Origin of the sequence: Urbifossiella limnaea, assembly GCF_007747215.1 — a bacterium.
Lineage (GTDB): Bacteria > Planctomycetota > Planctomycetia > Gemmatales > Gemmataceae > Urbifossiella > Urbifossiella limnaea.
On sequence record NZ_CP036273.1, the window covers coordinates 5,087,611 to 5,102,164 of the forward strand.

At 72.2% G+C, this 14,554-nt stretch carries 13 protein-coding genes; 7 read left to right on the forward strand and 6 right to left on the reverse strand.

The window, feature by feature from the left end; translation table 11 throughout:
- Positions 1–29: 29 nt before the first annotated feature.
- The 3 genes from ald to ETAA1_RS20750 all read right to left on the reverse strand — a co-directional run bounded on the left by ald (position 30) and on the right by ETAA1_RS20750 (position 4,091).
- On the reverse strand, positions 30–1,130 hold the full coding sequence (gene ald / locus ETAA1_RS20740) for an alanine dehydrogenase (RefSeq protein ID WP_145241849.1): 1,101 nt from the start codon (positions 1,128–1,130) through the stop codon (positions 30–32).
- 117 nt (positions 1,131–1,247) lie between these two features.
- A complete protein-coding gene (locus ETAA1_RS20745) occupies positions 1,248–2,651 on the reverse strand; it encodes an oxidoreductase (protein ID WP_145241851.1) in 1,404 nt (467 codons plus the stop codon).
- A 51-nt stretch (positions 2,652–2,702) separates the two neighbouring features.
- The gene (locus ETAA1_RS20750) at positions 2,703–4,091 is read right to left on the reverse strand and encodes an MFS transporter (RefSeq protein ID WP_145241853.1); all 1,389 of its coding nucleotides are present in this window, start codon (positions 4,089–4,091) and stop codon (positions 2,703–2,705) included.
- Between the two features lie 116 nt (positions 4,092–4,207).
- Between ETAA1_RS20750 and ETAA1_RS20755 the strand changes: the two genes are divergently transcribed.
- The gene (locus tag ETAA1_RS20755) at positions 4,208–4,804 is read left to right on the forward strand and encodes a hypothetical protein (protein WP_145241855.1); all 597 of its coding nucleotides are present in this window, start codon (positions 4,208–4,210) and stop codon (positions 4,802–4,804) included.
- 47 nt (positions 4,805–4,851) lie between these two features.
- Here ETAA1_RS20755 and ETAA1_RS20760 read toward each other — a convergent pair whose 3' ends face one another.
- Complete coding sequence (locus tag ETAA1_RS20760; RefSeq protein WP_145241856.1) at positions 4,852–6,531, reverse strand: hypothetical protein; 1,680 nt, start codon at positions 6,529–6,531, stop codon at positions 4,852–4,854.
- 129 nt (positions 6,532–6,660) lie between these two features.
- Between ETAA1_RS20760 and ETAA1_RS20765 the strand changes: the two genes are divergently transcribed.
- On the forward strand, positions 6,661–7,887 hold the full coding sequence (locus ETAA1_RS20765) for a sensor domain-containing diguanylate cyclase (protein ID WP_145241858.1): 1,227 nt from the start codon (positions 6,661–6,663) through the stop codon (positions 7,885–7,887).
- Positions 7,888–7,925: 38 nt separating this feature from the next.
- A complete protein-coding gene (locus tag ETAA1_RS20770) occupies positions 7,926–9,389 on the forward strand; it encodes a DUF1501 domain-containing protein (RefSeq protein WP_145241860.1) in 1,464 nt (487 codons plus the stop codon).
- A gap of 466 nt (positions 9,390–9,855) precedes the next feature.
- Here the strand turns inward: ETAA1_RS20770 and ETAA1_RS20775 are convergent, their stop codons facing one another.
- Positions 9,856–10,449, reverse strand: a complete 594-nt coding sequence (locus tag ETAA1_RS20775) for a hypothetical protein (RefSeq protein WP_145241862.1) — start codon at positions 10,447–10,449, stop codon at positions 9,856–9,858.
- Between the two features lie 215 nt (positions 10,450–10,664).
- On the opposite strand from ETAA1_RS20775, the gene grrA reads away from it, so the two are divergent.
- Genes grrA through ETAA1_RS20795 form a run of 4 tightly spaced genes read left to right on the forward strand, consistent with a single transcriptional unit; the run spans position 10,665 to position 13,506 of the window.
- Positions 10,665–11,015 (forward strand): GrrA/OscA1 family cyclophane-containing rSAM-modified RiPP, encoded by a 351-nt coding sequence (grrA, locus tag ETAA1_RS32245; protein WP_202920299.1) that lies wholly within the window; start codon positions 10,665–10,667, stop codon positions 11,013–11,015.
- Between the two features lie 29 nt (positions 11,016–11,044).
- Positions 11,045–12,217, forward strand: coding sequence for a cyclophane-forming radical SAM/SPASM peptide maturase GrrM/OscB (grrM, locus tag ETAA1_RS20785; protein WP_145241863.1), 1,173 nt, complete (start codon positions 11,045–11,047; stop codon positions 12,215–12,217).
- A complete protein-coding gene (locus ETAA1_RS20790) occupies positions 12,214–13,062 on the forward strand; it encodes a hypothetical protein (RefSeq protein ID WP_145241865.1) in 849 nt (282 codons plus the stop codon). Before grrM ends, ETAA1_RS20790 begins: the two co-directional genes overlap by 4 nt.
- A 45-nt stretch (positions 13,063–13,107) precedes the next feature.
- Positions 13,108–13,506, forward strand: a complete 399-nt coding sequence (locus ETAA1_RS20795) for a DUF1559 family PulG-like putative transporter (RefSeq protein ID WP_145241867.1) — start codon at positions 13,108–13,110, stop codon at positions 13,504–13,506.
- A 7-nt stretch (positions 13,507–13,513) separates the two neighbouring features.
- Here ETAA1_RS20795 and ETAA1_RS20800 read toward each other — a convergent pair whose 3' ends face one another.
- Positions 13,514–14,542, reverse strand: coding sequence for a prenyltransferase/squalene oxidase repeat-containing protein (locus tag ETAA1_RS20800; protein ID WP_145241869.1), 1,029 nt, complete (start codon positions 14,540–14,542; stop codon positions 13,514–13,516).
- Between the last annotated feature and the right edge of the window lie 12 nt (positions 14,543–14,554).

Sequence of the window (14,554 nt, forward strand, 5' to 3'; positions counted from 1 at the left end):
GTCGCGGGTCGGGGGTCACGGCGACTCGCTCACAGCAGTTCCAGAGGGTATCCGAACGTCTCCGCCACGGCCGCGTTCGTCACCTTCCCCGCGCGGACGCTCACGCCCGCGGCCAAACCGAGGTTGTCGTGCGCGGCGCGGTCGGCGCCCTTGTTCGCCAGTTGCAGCGCGAACGGGAACGTCGCGTTGGTGAGGGCGTAGGTGCTGGTGCGGCCCACGGCGCCGGGCATGTTCGTCACGCAGTAGTGGACGATGTCGTCCACCATGTACGTCGGTTTCGCGTGCGTCGTCGGGCGGCTCGTCTCGAAGCAGCCGCCCTGGTCGATGGCCACGTCGATCACCACCGCCCGCGGCGGCATCCGCTTCAAATCCTCGCGGCGGACCAGGTGCGGCGCCTTCGCCCCGGGGATCAGCACCGCCCCGATCACCAGATCGGCCCACGGCAGGACTTCCAGCAGGTTGTGACGGTTCGAGAACAGCGTCGTCACGTTCCGCGGCATCACGTCGTCGAGGTAGCGGAGGCGGTCGAGGTTCACGTCGAGGAGGAAGACATTCGCCCCGAGCCCGGCCGCGACGCGGGCCGCGTTCGCGCCGACCACGCCGCCGCCGAGCACCACCACCGTCGCGGGGGCGACGCCGGGTACGCCGGCGAGGAGAATGCCGCGGCCCTCGAAGGGGCGTTCCAGAAACTTCGCGCCTTCCTGGATGCTCATGCGGCCGGCGACCTCGCTCATCGGCGTCAGCAGCGGCAGACCGCCCTTCGCGTCGCGGATCGTCTCGTAGGCCACGGCGGTGACGCCAGACGCCATGACGGCGCGGGTCAGCTTCTCGTCGGCGGCGAAGTGGAAGTAGGTGAACAGCGTCTGCCCGGGGCGCATCAGCGGCCACTCGTCCGGCAGCGGCTCCTTCACCTTGATGATGAGGTTGGCGCGGCCCCACACGTCGGCCGTGGCGGGCACGATCTCGGCGCCGGCGGCGGCGTACTGCTCGTCGCTGATGCCGCTGCCGTCGCCGGCGTGTGTTTGAACCAGCACGCGGTGGCCGGCGCGGCTCAGTTCCTCGGCGCCGTTGGGCGTCAGCGACACGCGGTACTCGTCCGCCTTCACCTCGCGGGGCACGCCGACGATCATGCGATTCCTCCAGGGCGAGATTGTGGGGGCGGGAGAGGTGGCGAATCAAGGGCAACCGGCTCGGGGCTTCGCCGCTTGCGGCGTAGCGATTCCACCGCTACGCCGCGAGCGGCGGAACTACTTCCGCCCGAGTTGCTGGACTTCCTTCCACACGTCGCCGTAGGCGTCCTTGTCGAACGGCGGGCAGCCGGTCGGGTACTGGCCGAGCGGGTGGTCCTTCGCCCGCATCAGCGCCGTGCAGTAGCTGAACGTCCGGCACACGCGCTTGCGGTCGAGCCGGCCGTGGTCGCGGAGCTGCCGCACCCAGTCTGGCTGCGCCAGACTCGCGCGGCCGACGCCGACCAGGCTGATGCGGCCGTCACGGACGTTCGCCGCACCCGCCTGCGGCAGAAACTCCTGGAGGTAGCTGTAGCCCGTGCCCACGACCGCCAACCCCGGGTTCGCGGCCTGGATGGCGCCGGCGATCTTGAAGTGCCGATCGACGCCGAGGAGCGGGTGCTCGGGCGACTCGTACCCGTCCGGCGGCGGGTACTCGAACGGCCGGCCGAAGTGCGGCTGCGCGTACGGGTTCCCCAGGGCGATGTTCACCAGCGACACGCCGAGCTGCCGCATCTCCTGCACCCAGCGGATCGGCTCCGTCAGGTCCGGCGTCAGCGGCGAATCGGGGTTCAGCCCCCAGCCGTTGACGACGGGCGTGGCGAAGGCGTCCGGCTCGCCGTCGCCGCTATCCGCCTTGTGGAACGGGACGCCGTCGAAGCCGTTCATCCGCGTGGCGATCACGACGTGCGCCGGCACCGCGGCCTTGATCGCCTGAATGATCTCGCGCGCCAACCGGGTGCGGTTCTCGAAGCTGCCGCCGTAGGGGCCGGGGCGGTTGCGGGCGCCGAGCAACTCGCTCAGCAGGTAGCGGTGACACTGCTTCACGTCGAGGAAGTCGAACCCGACCGCGACCGCCAGCTTCGCCGCGGCCACGTAGTCGTCCACGAGTCGCTTCAGGTCGTCGTCGGTGAGCAGCGGCGTGTCGGCGGCCACCTTGTAACGGCCGACGAGCAGCGGGTCGTGGGTGGCGATGAGCGGGCGGCGGTAGCTGTAGCGGCCGGAGTGCGTCAGTTGCAGGCCGAACAGCAGGTCGGCGTCGTCGCCGTTCGCGGCCCGGTGGGCGGCCCGGTGGGCGGCGACCATCCTGGCGAAGGCGTCGCGGGTGTGGTCGGCGAGCCAGATCTGCCGCGGGTTCATGCGGCCGTCGTCGGTGACGGCGCACGCCTCGCCCCAGATCACCTTCGCCCCGCCGTCGCCGAAGCGGACGTAGCGGCGGAACGTGAGTTCGCCGGGCCCGCCGTCGGGCTCGCCGTCGCAGCCTTCCATGGGGTGGATGCACCAGCGGTTCCCGGCCGTGCGCGGGCCGATCGACAGCGGCGCGGCTAGCGGCGCGAGGTCGTCGGAGAAGCGCAGGTCGGTGCCGAGGCGGGCGTTCTCGGCGACCAGTTCGGCGACCGACTTGTACTTGAAGAACCGGGCCATGCCGCACCGGGGGCAGGAGGCGGGAGACAGGGAACAGAATACGGGTCGCGGTCACCGACTCGTGGGGTCGATGTCGTCCGCGTCCGGGCTCGCGTCCTCCATCTGCGGGTCACGGGCCGGGGGCGGGTAGAAGAGGAGCGCGAACGCCAGCACGACGGCGGTGCACACCACGAGCGGGAACAGCCAGACGGCGTGCCAGTCGATCGCGCTGCCGACGCGGTAGCGGTCCACGACGGCGGCGGCGAAGGCGTTCCCCGCCCACACGCCGACGCCGCCGGAGACGAACGTGATGATCCCCTGCGCGCTCGCCCGCAGGTGCGGCGGCGCCTCGCGGTCCAGGTACGTCGAGGCGACCAGCAGGAAGAACGTGTAGCCCATCCCGTGCATCGGCACGCCGACCGCCACGACCGCCGGCGTCCACCCGGCCGCCATCACCCAGCCGCGCAGGGCGTAGCCGCCGAGCCCGACCAGCATCAGCCCCTTCATCCGGTCGCGCGGCCGGAGCAGCGGCAGGCAGAACATGCAGCCCACCTCGATCACCTGGGCCACCGTCATCATCTGGACGGGGTTCGGCACGCCGTGGTCGGTCAGGTAGCGGTGGCCGTACACGACGTAGAACTGGTTCATCGCCGTGGTCACGAACGCCACCAGCACGAACACCACGAACGACCGGTCGCGGAACAGCACCAGCGCCCGCAGCCCGAACAGGTCGGCGACACTCCGCCCGCCCCCGAGCGGCGGCGTCCGCGGCAGCGTGAAGGCGTACGCGCCGACGAGCGCCGACCCGGCCGCGGCCAGGTACAGCACGTCGGACGACACCGCCCGGAAGAACTGGCCCACGGCGAGGCCCGCGAGAATCCAGCCGACGGTCCCGTACAGGCGGACGCCGGCGAACTGGTGGCTCGGGTCGGCGAGGTTGCGCAGGCCGATGACCGTGGTCAGCGTCATCGCCAGCTGCATGAACACGCAGTACGTGAGCATCAGCCCGAACAGCGGGCCGAAGGTGACGGCCGCGGCGCGGCGCACGTCGGCGTCGTCGTTCACGCGGTCGAGTTGCTCGGGCGTCGGCGCCGGACCTTCGCGGGCGGCGGCGGCCTGGTACGCGGCGGCGGCCTTCGGGGCGTTCTCGTCGCACCACGTCGCCGCGGCGAACAGCAGCCCCGCGCACACGAGGCTGGACACGCCCAGCACGAGTTCCGCGCGGAACAGCCGGTCGGTGAGCAGGCCGATGACGAGCGGGGCGAGCATGCCGCCGAACGCGAACGACGAGTACAGCCAGCCGACTTCCTGCGTGGTGAAGTTGAGGCCGCCGCGGGGCGGGGCGGACATCAGGTACGTGGACAGGGTGGGCACCCACGCCCCGAGGCCGAAGTAGAACAGCAGCATCATCGCCGCCAGCCGGGCCGGCACCGCCCGCCCGCCCGCCGTGTGGTCGACCACCGCCCGCCCCTTCCCTGGTTGTGCCCGCCGCCCGGGGGCTCCCGTCCCTCCCCCGCGTTCGTGTTCTACGGTTGACGTGCCGCCCCGTCCCGCACCACGAACCCGGCCCGACCGCCATGGCCATTATCGTCGGCCTCGTCGTCCTCGCGTGCTGCGTCGTGCTGTTCTGGCTCGCGCTCCGCATCGGCGCGGCGATCCTGCGCACGGCGGTGCGGCTGACCAACGCGTGCCTCGGCGGCCGCGACCTGGAGGAGAACGACTACCGCCACCGCGCCTCGGCCTACGAGGCGATTCCGCGGCCGAAGTCGCTCGGCGGCATCCGCATCCCGGTCCCCGGCGTGGGGTACGCCATCCTCGTCAACATCGCCAGTGCCGCCGTCGGCTGTGCGTGCTCGTGGGCGGCGCTCGCCGTCGGCGGCGTGGCCCTCGGCCTCGCCGTGCCGGAGCCGACCGCGTCGCTCGACCCGGCCGCGGCGACGGCCCTGCTCGGCGTGCTCGCGGTCGCCCAGCTCGCGAACGTCTTCGGGGCGGTCGTGGTGCTGAAGTTCGCCCTGCCGACCACGATCGTCCGGGCGGTCGTGGTCGTGATCTGGCAGTTCGTACTCTGCGTGGTCCCGGTCGTACTGCTCGGCGCGGCGATGGTCATGCTCGGGGCGACGAGCGGCCCGGTGTCGGTGCCAACACTGCCGGGCCAGGGCGGGTGGGTGAGGTGATCGCGACCGCTGGCGCACCGGTCGTGCGCCGCGGTGACCCGGTACCTTTAGTTCTTCGGCGGCGGGGGCGGGTCCACGGCCTCAAAGGTCGAATGCGCCCGCGCCCCGAAGAAGCCGATCACCGACCGGAGGCTCAGCCGGCCGGTCACCTTCAGATCGTTGCCCCCCGTGACCGCCAGCGAAACGATCGTGATCGGCCGGTCCTCGCTGCCGAACAGCTTGCTCACGTCCTCGATCTCCCGCGGAGGCGCCTCGCCCTTCGTCATGAACTTGATCCACCGGGCCGGGTTCAGCACGACCGTGAGCACCGGCGCCTCGGCCGGGGGCGCGGCGAGGAGCGCCTTGAGCGCGGCGACCGCGTCCGGCCCCACGGCGCCGTAGGCGGCCTTCGGCGCGAACGCCAGCGCGACCTTCGCGTCCGGCCCGCCGAGCGCCTTCTCCGGGCCGCCGAGGAAGCCGCCCTCGCCCGCCAGCTTGCCAAGCTCGATGACATGGATCGCCACCCCGCCGACCTTCTCGGCGTTCCACTTCACCACCCGCTGGAAGTCCGGCGGCGCCTCCGCGTCGATGGCCGCTTTCACCGCCTTCTCCAGGGCCTTGGTGTCCTCGAACGCCACGCCCAGCACGCCGGTGAAGTGCCCGTCCTTGTTCGGCCCGCGGAACGACCCGGCCACGTCGAACTCGCCGGTGGCCACCGTCCGCTTGGCCCCCTTGAGCGCCTCCTGGAGGAGGTCGCCGGTCGGCCCGCCGAAGCCGCCCGTGGCCTTCAGCGCGGCGTCGAGCCCCGCCGTGCCGGCGTCGCGGAGCTCCTTGTTGAAGAACGGGAGGCGGGTGACGAAGCCGACGGCCGTGTCCTTCGTCAGTACGCCGGCGAAGCGGTTCGTGGTCGCCTTCCGCTCCGCGAGCAGCTTGGCCAGGTCCGAGCCCGGCCGCGGTAACACGGTGAACTCAACCCCCAGTTCGGCGGCGGGGGCGTCGAGGGTGAATCGGGCCGTCGCCTCCGTGGCCCCCTCGCTCAACTTCAGCCACCGCTCGCCGAGCGCCAGCCCCTCCAGCAGCCCCTTCTCGACCGGCGACATGAGTTCGGGCGGGAACGGCAGCATCCCGGCGGCCTTCTTGCCGCGGTCGATGTATTCCCTTGCCTGCGTGCGGAGTTCCTTCGGCAGCCGGTCGAAGTAGACCCGCGTGGCCAGCAGCGACTGCTCGGCCGGGTCGAGGAGCTTGGCCGTCGGCACGAGCTGGTCCGCGGCCAGAACCGTCGCCGGGCCGTTCCCCTTGCCCCCGGCGGCGAGGTACGCGTACCCCTCGGCGAACCGAAGGCCGATCGAGACGCCGGGGTCGGGCGCCGGCACCGTGTACATCCCGCCGGCGGCCTTCTCCGGGGCCGCGCCCGTCAGCCGCTCGAAGAAGTCGAGGAACGCCTTCTCCTCGGTCACCGGCACGACCAACACGCCGACAGCCTTGGCGGGGTCGGCCGGGAGGTGGACGTAACCGAGGACCGGCCGGCCCAGGTCGAGCCCGGAGAAGCCCTTGTCACCGAGCTTGGCCTTGATGGCGTCGTTGATCGACCCGACGGCCTTCTCGTCGACGAGCTTCGCCACGACGGCGCGGGCGTCGCCGAGGATGCGGCCGACGGGCTGCGTCTGGAACGTGATCGCGGGGTCGGCGGCGGCCGCGGGGCCGGCGGCGACCAGGGCGAGGAGCGGTGCGAGGAGCCTGAGCCGCATGGCGGTGCCTCCGGGGCGGTCGTGAGTCCGACCGTCAGGATACGGGCGGCGTCGGATTCCGGCGCACCCGGGCGGCGGAGGAGGTATGCTTCGGGCGGGGATCGCCCCGACACCTGACCAGCCGCCGCGATGGAGCTGACCCGCCTCGCGTTCACCGTCCAGGCGCTCGCCGCCCCGCCGGTCGCGCTCCTCGTGGTGCTACTGGCGCGGGCTGTGCCGCGCCCGTTCCTCCGCCACTGGGCCGTCGGCTGGGTCGCCCTCGCCGCGGCGCTGCTGAGCCTGCGGGCGGCCTTCCTCCTGCCGCGCGGGTTGCTCCCCGCCGGGCTCGTCACCAGCGTCTACTACTGCCTCGAATACCTGTTCGGCTACCTGGTGTGGGTCGGCTGCCGCGAACTGGTCGGCCGCCCCGGCCCGCGCTGGCCCGACGCCTGGGTGCTCGGCCCGGCGATGGCGTTTGGCCTCGTCGCCCCGTGGGTCGCCGACCACGTCAGCGACGTGTTCCCGTTCCACGCCCCGATGTTCGGCAGCTTCTTCCTGTTGGCCCTGGCCGCCACCCGCGGCTACACGCCGACCGGGCCGCGGACGCGCTTCGGCATCCACGTCGTGCGTCTGTGCCTGCTGCTGCTCGGCGGGCTGTTCGTCCACTACGGGCCGGTCAGCTACCACACGCTGAGACTCGGCGGCGCCCCGCCCGAGTACATGCTCCTCAGCCCGATGTACGACACCCTCGCCGAGGTCGGGCTGGCGTTCGGCATGGCCCTCGTCGCCGTCGAACAGGTCCGCGACGAGTTGGACGCGGCCAACCACCGCCTCGCCGACATGAACCTGCGGTTGGAGGAGTCGAACAACCGGCTCGAAGCCGCGTCCGACCAGTTGGAGGTGGCCGCGCGGACGGACGCGTTGACCGGGCTGCTGAACCGCCGGGCACTGGACGCGCTCCTGGCCGCGCGACAGGGCACGTCGTTCGCCGGGGCCGTCGCCGTGGTGGACCTGAACTCGCTGAAGCACCTGAACGACACCTACGGCCACGAGGCCGGCGACGCGGCCATCAAGCTGGTGGCGCGGGCGCTGCGGGCGCACTTCCGCATCTCCGACCCCGTCTTCCGCACCGGCGGCGACGAGTACCTGGCGCTGGCCGAGGGCGGCCGCGCCGCCGACCTCGCCGACCGCCTCGCCGCTGTGGACGCGGCCATCCGCGGCGTGCGGTTACCGGGCCTGCCCGCGCCGGTCGATCTGGTGGTGGCGTGGGGGCTGGCCGACTTCGGATCGCCGGCCGAGTTCCCCGCCGCACAGGCCCGCGCCGACCAGGCGATGTACGCGGAGAAGGCCCGGCGCAAGGCCGCGGCGCGCGCCTGACGCTGGACACCCCTGCCCCGAACCGTCATCATCGGGGTATGCACACCACCCGGCGCGAATTCCTGTGGCAGTCCGGCGGCGGACTCGGCGGCGTCGCCCTCGCCGCGATGCTCGGCCGCGACCAACTCCTCGCGCAACCCGCCGCTCGCCGCCCGGACGGCGGGCTGCACCACGCCCCGAAGGCGAAGCGCGTCGTCCAGCTGTTCATGGCCGGCGGCGCCAGCCACGTCGATCTCTTCGACTACAAGCCCGAGTTGATCCGCCGCCACGGCCAGCCGTCGGACTTCGGCGAGCGCGTCGAGGCGTTCCAGAACGGCCTCGGCCCGTGGCTCAAGCCGCTGTGGGACTTCAAGCCCTACGGCCAGTCCGGCCGCATGCTCTCCGACACCGTCGCGCCGCTCGGCGCCGTCGCGGACGAGCTGGCGTTCGTCCACAACGTCGTCGGCAAGACGGGCGTCCACAGCCAGGGGACGCTTCTTCAAACCACCGGTTTCAACCGCCCCGGCTTCCCCGGCATGGGCTGCTGGGTGAGTTTTGGCCTCGGCTCCGCGAACGACAACCTGCCGACGTTCGTGGTACTGCCCGACCACCGCGGCCTCGCCTCGAACGGCACCAAGAACTGGGACAGCGCCTTCCTCCCCGCCCAGCACCAGGGCACGTCCATCTACCCCGGCTCGCCGACGCCCATCGACGACCTCTTCCCCGACGCCCGCGCCCGCTACCTGACGCCGGCCGCAGACCGCGCCGCCGGCGACGTGCTGGCCCATCTCAACCGCGCCCACGCCGCCGCCCGCCCCGGCGACGAGCGGCTCGACGCCCGCATCCGCAGCTACGAACTGGCCGCCCGGATGCAGCTGGCCGCCCCCGAGGCGCTCGACCTGACGCGCGAACCCGCCGGCGTGCTGAAGCTGTACGGCCTCGACCACGGCCGCACCGCCTTCGACCGCGACATCAACGCCGTCGAGGAGACGGACTACTTCGCCCGCAAGTGCCTGGTCGCCCGCCGGCTGCTGGAGCGCGGCGTGCGGTTCGTGCAGGTGTGGAGCGGCAACGACAACGGCTTCCCGCGGCGGAACTGGGACAGCCACGAGGACGTGCTGCGCGACCACGGCCCGCTGGCCCTCGGCATGGCCCGCGGCGCCGCCGCCCTGATCGCCGACCTGAAGCGAACGGGCCTGCTCGACGACACGATCGTGCTGTGGACGACGGAGTTCGGCCGGATGCCGAGTTCGCAGGGCGGCAAGGGGCGCGACCACAACCCGTACTGCTTCACGAACTGGCTGTGCGGCGGCGGCATCAAGGGCGGCGCGACGGTCGGCCCGAGCGACGAGTTCGGCTACAAGCCGGCCGTCCGCCGCAGCCCGACGGAAGTGTACGACGTCCACGCCACGGTGCTACACCTGCTGGGCATAGACCACACGAAACTGACGGTCCGGCACAACGGCATCGACCGCCGCCTGACCGACGTCCACGGCCATGTCATCGAGGGGCTGCTGCGGTAGGCATCGCTCGGGCGTGGATCATTGTTTCCGGCCGAGGGGGGTCGATTCCCGGAAACATGTCACCGACTCATAAAAAAGTCCGTTCGGGCGAGCCGTGACCTGCCTTCGGTCCGGAACCCGTTTCCCTCTCACGGGTAGTGCCGTCGGGCCGACGGAGGGCGTTCTGCTCCACCCTCTGGTACGCGGCCGGCCGGCTGCTCAAAAAGGGGAAACCGTCAGCCTCCTCGACCGCGCCACCAGGTCCGCTAGCGGCAGCGCACTCGGCGGGCGGTCGGACGCCTCCCGTGAGCGAGAGTGCCAGCTCCGGGTGCTGACACACAACCTCATGCTCCTTGCGGCTCACGGGTAGATGGTTTCATCAGAGCATGGAACTCACTCAACCGCCGGGGACTGCTCCCCCGGCGCGGCCGAATGAAAATCACCCCGTCCGCGACCAACGGGATGCGGCACCTCGCCGGCCCGACCGCTACTCGCCCTTCTTGCCGTACTTGACGAGTTCGATCGTCGTCTCGGCGACGACCTCGCCCTTGACCCGGGTCGTGCGGATCCGCTTGGCGATCGACCCGGGGACCTCGTCGGACAGCCACACCTTGAACTCGACCTCGTCCCCGCCCTTCCCCTTGATCGTCCCGGTCAGGTACTTCACCTTGTGCTCCTTCCCGCCGACCTTCACCGTCGCGTCCACGGCCTTGGCCCCGGTCTCCTGGATCAGCTCCTCCAGCACGTCCTTGCTCATCTTCGCGGGGTAGATGTGCTTGGTCGGGGCGGTCTCGACGAACCCGAACACCTCGCCCTCGGTCACGACCGTGCTCACCACGGCCTTCTCCGGCGTGAACGACACGAGCTTGTGGACGATCACCTTCACCTCGTCCCCGCCCGTCTCCCCGCCGGCGGCCGGGCCGGTCAGCTTGGTCGTCTCCTTGAGGGTGACCGAGTCGCCCACCTTCGACTTGCCCCAGAACTTGTAGAACGGGTTGTCGGCCATCTCCTGGGCGGGCATCAGCGACGCGCCAAAGACGACGGCGGCGGCAACCAGGGGGACGCGGAGGAACGCGGTCATGGGGGAACTCCTGGGGTTGGGGACGGGCGGCGGAGACGCTTACAGTCGAACTGTCGGTGTGGCGGGGCCGAAATGCAACAACGAAACTGCCCGAACGCGGGAATTTCATCGCGACCCGCGTTTCTCGAATTATTCTCGGCTGCGTCGTTGACGACCGCCGCAGCCGGCGGGTACGCTCTCCACTACCGACCCACCCCCACGCCGGAGCCGACACCATGGCACCCTCCGACCGCCGCCGGTTCCTCAAGGACATGCTCGGCACGCTGGCCGGGGCCGCCGGCACCGTGGTCCTCGCCTCCACCGCGACCGGGCAGGAAGCCGCGACCCCGCCCGCGGCGCCGGCCGACGACATCCAGGACCGGGCCGACCGGATCGCCGGCGCGGCCGGGGCGACCGAGGAAGAAGTTTCGGTGCAGGCGTTCGTCAACGGCGCGTTCCGCAACGCCGTCGGCGGCGGGTTCCGCAACGGCGGGTTCGCGAACGGGTTCGGCGGCGGGTTCCGCAACGGCTCCTTCCGCAACGGGGTCAGCGGCGGGTTCCGCAACGGCGCCTTCCGCAACTGGTGAGCCGGGGCCCCGCCCCCGGAGGCCGCGCCATGTCCGACACCCAACCGCCGGCCGCCCGCGGCGGCGCGGGGCCGCTCGAACTCCTCGTCGTCCAGCCCACCCCGTTCTGCAACCTCGACTGCTCGTACTGCTACCTGCCCGACCGCGCCGACACCCGGCGCATGTCGCTCGACACCCTGGACCAGGCGTTCCGCTGGGTCGCGGCCAGCGGGCTGGTCCGCGAGCCCTTCGCCCTCCTGTGGCACGCCGGCGAGCCGCTCGTCGCCCCGATCGCGTGGTACGAGGCGGCCGCCGACCTGCTCCGCCGCCGCGGCCCGGACTGGGAGGTGACGCAGGCGGTCCAGACGAACGCCACGCTGATCACCGCGGAGTGGTGCGACTACTTCCGCCGCTACGGGATCGACGTCGGCGTGAGCATCGACGGGCCGGCGTTCCTCCACGACCGCCACCGCCGCACCCGCCGGGGCGGCGGCACCCTCGACCGGGTGCTGGCCGGGGTCCGCCTGCTGCGGGAGCACGAGGTCCCGTTCAAGGTCATCACCGTGCTCACCGCCGCCGCGCTCGACTACCCGGACGAGCTGTTCGACTTCTACCGGGCGCACGGCGTGCGGTCGGTCGGGTTCAACCCGGAGGAGGTGGAGGGGCCGAACACCACGTCGTCGCTCCAGGCGGAGGGGACGGAGCCGCGGTTCCGGCGGTTCCTGGCCCGGTTCGTCGACCTGGCGCGGGCCGCCGATCCGCCGATCGAGGTCCGCGAGTTCGAGCTGTCGGCCGCCGCCATCCTCCACGCCCGCCGCGCCGGGCCGCCCCGCCGTACGCAGGAGAACCGGCCGTTCGGCGTCGTCAACGTGGACTGCGCCGGCAACTTCAGCACCTTCTCCCCGGAGCTGCTCGGGCTCGACAGCCCGCGTTACGGGGCGTTCGCCCTGGGGAACGTGGCGACCGACCCGCTCGACGCCGTGCTGGCGTCGCCGCGGTTCGCGCGGATGGAGGCGGAGGTCGCCGCCGGGGTGGCGATGTGCCGGGCGGAGTGCCGCTACTTCCCGTTCTGCGGGGGCGGGCCGCCGGGGAACAAGCACTTCGAGGCCGGCACCTTCGCCGCCACCGAGACGCTGTTCTGCCGGCTGCACGTGAAGGCCTGCCTGGACGTGACGGCGGACCGGATGGAACGCCACCCGCCGGCCGAGCGGGCGGCGCCATGACCCTCCTCCCCGGCTGCCGCGTCGCGGTCGCGGCGCGGTTCCACCTCGCCGCCGACTGGCCCGCCCGGCTCACGCTCGGGGCCGGGACCGACGAGGCCGACGGCCGGTTCTTCCCCCGCGGGCCGTGGCGTGCCCCGACGGCTCAGGAACTCGCGCTGCTGGTCGCGGCGGACGCGCCCGGCCGCTCCCTCCCGCTGCTCGGGGAGCCGGACCCGCCCCCGGCCGACGCCCCCGACACGCCAGACACGCTCGGCCTGTTTCAACTCCCGGACCATTTGCGGGAGGCGTGGTGGGACCTGCTCGACGCGGCCGCCGGGGACGGCGGCGGGGTGCGCGGGTTCGACGGCTTCGCCGCGCGGGTGGGTGAGTTCCTGGGCTTCAAGCGGCTGGGACTCCCCGCCGCCGCGGGGATGGAGGCGATCGTGACCGCGGCCGGGGAGCGGTCGATCCGCCGCGACCCCGACACTGGCCGGCCGTCGGGCCTGGGCCCGACGGTGGCGGCGTGGGCCGCCTGGCCACCGAACGCCGGGCGCTCGCCGCCGCGCCTCTGGGGCGTCGTCAACCTCGGGGACGAACCCTCCGGCGTGGTCCTGGTCAACCTCTCGCTGCCGGACCTCGCAGCCGCCCTCGCGTCGAGGGAACCCGACGCGCCCCCGGCGACGGTCGGCGAGTTGGTCGCGCGGTTCCTGCGAGCGTTCCCGGACTACCCGCCCGTCCGCGTCGCCCTCGGCTCGGGCGAGGGTTGCCGCGTCCCACCGGGCGGGCTGGTCCTCGACGGCGACCCGACCGGGAAGCGGGACCCCGACATGCTGCTGCTTATTTCCGACCCCCGGGTCGGGGACTGAAAACCCTTAACAGACCATGGCCCCCGGTCTCGTGCAGATTCCTCCGTGGCCGAGGCGCGGTCAACCGCGGTCCGCGTGGCCGACATCACCGACGGGGCCAGCAACACCCTCGCCGCCGGCGAGCGGCCGCCGAGCCCGGACATGTGGGTCGGGTGGTGGTACGCCGGCTACGGCGTGGACTTCAGCGGCACCGCCGACACGGTGCTCGGCGTGCGCGAGCGGGCCAGCCCCGACTACCCGCAGATGCCCGACTGCGGCCCGGGGTCCACGTCGTTCCGGCCTGGCGCCCTAACCTCGTGGTGCGACGTGATGCACTACTGGAGTACGCATCCGGGCGGCGGCAACTTCCTGTTCGCCGACGGGGCCGTGCGCTTCCTGCCGTACTCGGCGGCGGAGGTGATGCCGGCGCTCGCCGCCCGCGAGGCGGCGGGGCCGCCGGAGTAGCCTCACGTCACTTCTGGTAGATCGGCAGGTAGTGCGTCGGCACGCTGAGGACGAGCACGGCGATGGCCGTCTGGTACACCGGGCCGTACGCCGCCTCGCGGCGGCTGTCGTACCACTCGCCGCTCGGCCGCTGGCTCCCGAGCAGCTGCGTCCGCATCCGGTTGTAGTACGCCTCCCACTGCTCGCCGCCGATCTGGTTCAGGGCGTGCGCCGCGTAGTACTCGCCGTACCAGTAGTGCTGCCGGTCCTCGCCCGTCCGCTCCATGTACTCCACCGCCTTCTTGATCTCGTCGGCGTCGAAGTCGCCGCTGAGTTGCAGCACGCACACGCCGGCCGCCGTGCGGGCGTAGCCGGGGCCGCTGCTGAACGGCTGGTAGCGGTAGCCGCCGGTGCGGCGGTCGTAGCAGCGGTTGATGTACCGCACCGCCTCGGCGATGGTGCGGTCCGGGACGTGGATGCCGCCGTCCTTCGCCCCGCGGAGGGCCATCACCTGCATGATCGTCACCGAGATGTCGGCGCCGGTCGGGGCCGGGTCGTACCGCCACCCGCCCTCGTGGTTCTGCGTCCGCACGATCAGGTCGATGGCCTTCTTCAGCGTCTTGCGGACGTCCTCGTCGCCGGTCATGCCGTACACCTGCGACAGCGCGAGCGCGGCCATGCCGTGGCAGTACATGTTGCCGCCGCGGGGGCCGACGACGTAGCCGTCGTCGCGGGTGCAGGCGAGGAGGTAGCGCACGCCGCGGGCGACCTCGGGGCCGTACTCGCCCTGGTTCGGCAGGTGGCCGTTGGCCATGAACGACAGCAGGGCGAAGCTGGTGATGGCGGTGTTGCCCCACGAGCCGTCGGCGGCCTGCTGGTCCTTCAGCCAGCGGAGCGACTTGGCGACGGCCTTCTTGGTGGCGTCGTCCATCTTGACCCGGTCCTTGACCGGGGCGGCGCGGGGCGCCTCGGCCGGCGGCTGGGCGGCGACGGGAGCCGTGGGGGTGTACGTCAGCAGCAGGGCGACGGCGGCCGGAAGGAGGTAGAGGCGGCGCATGACTTCACCTTT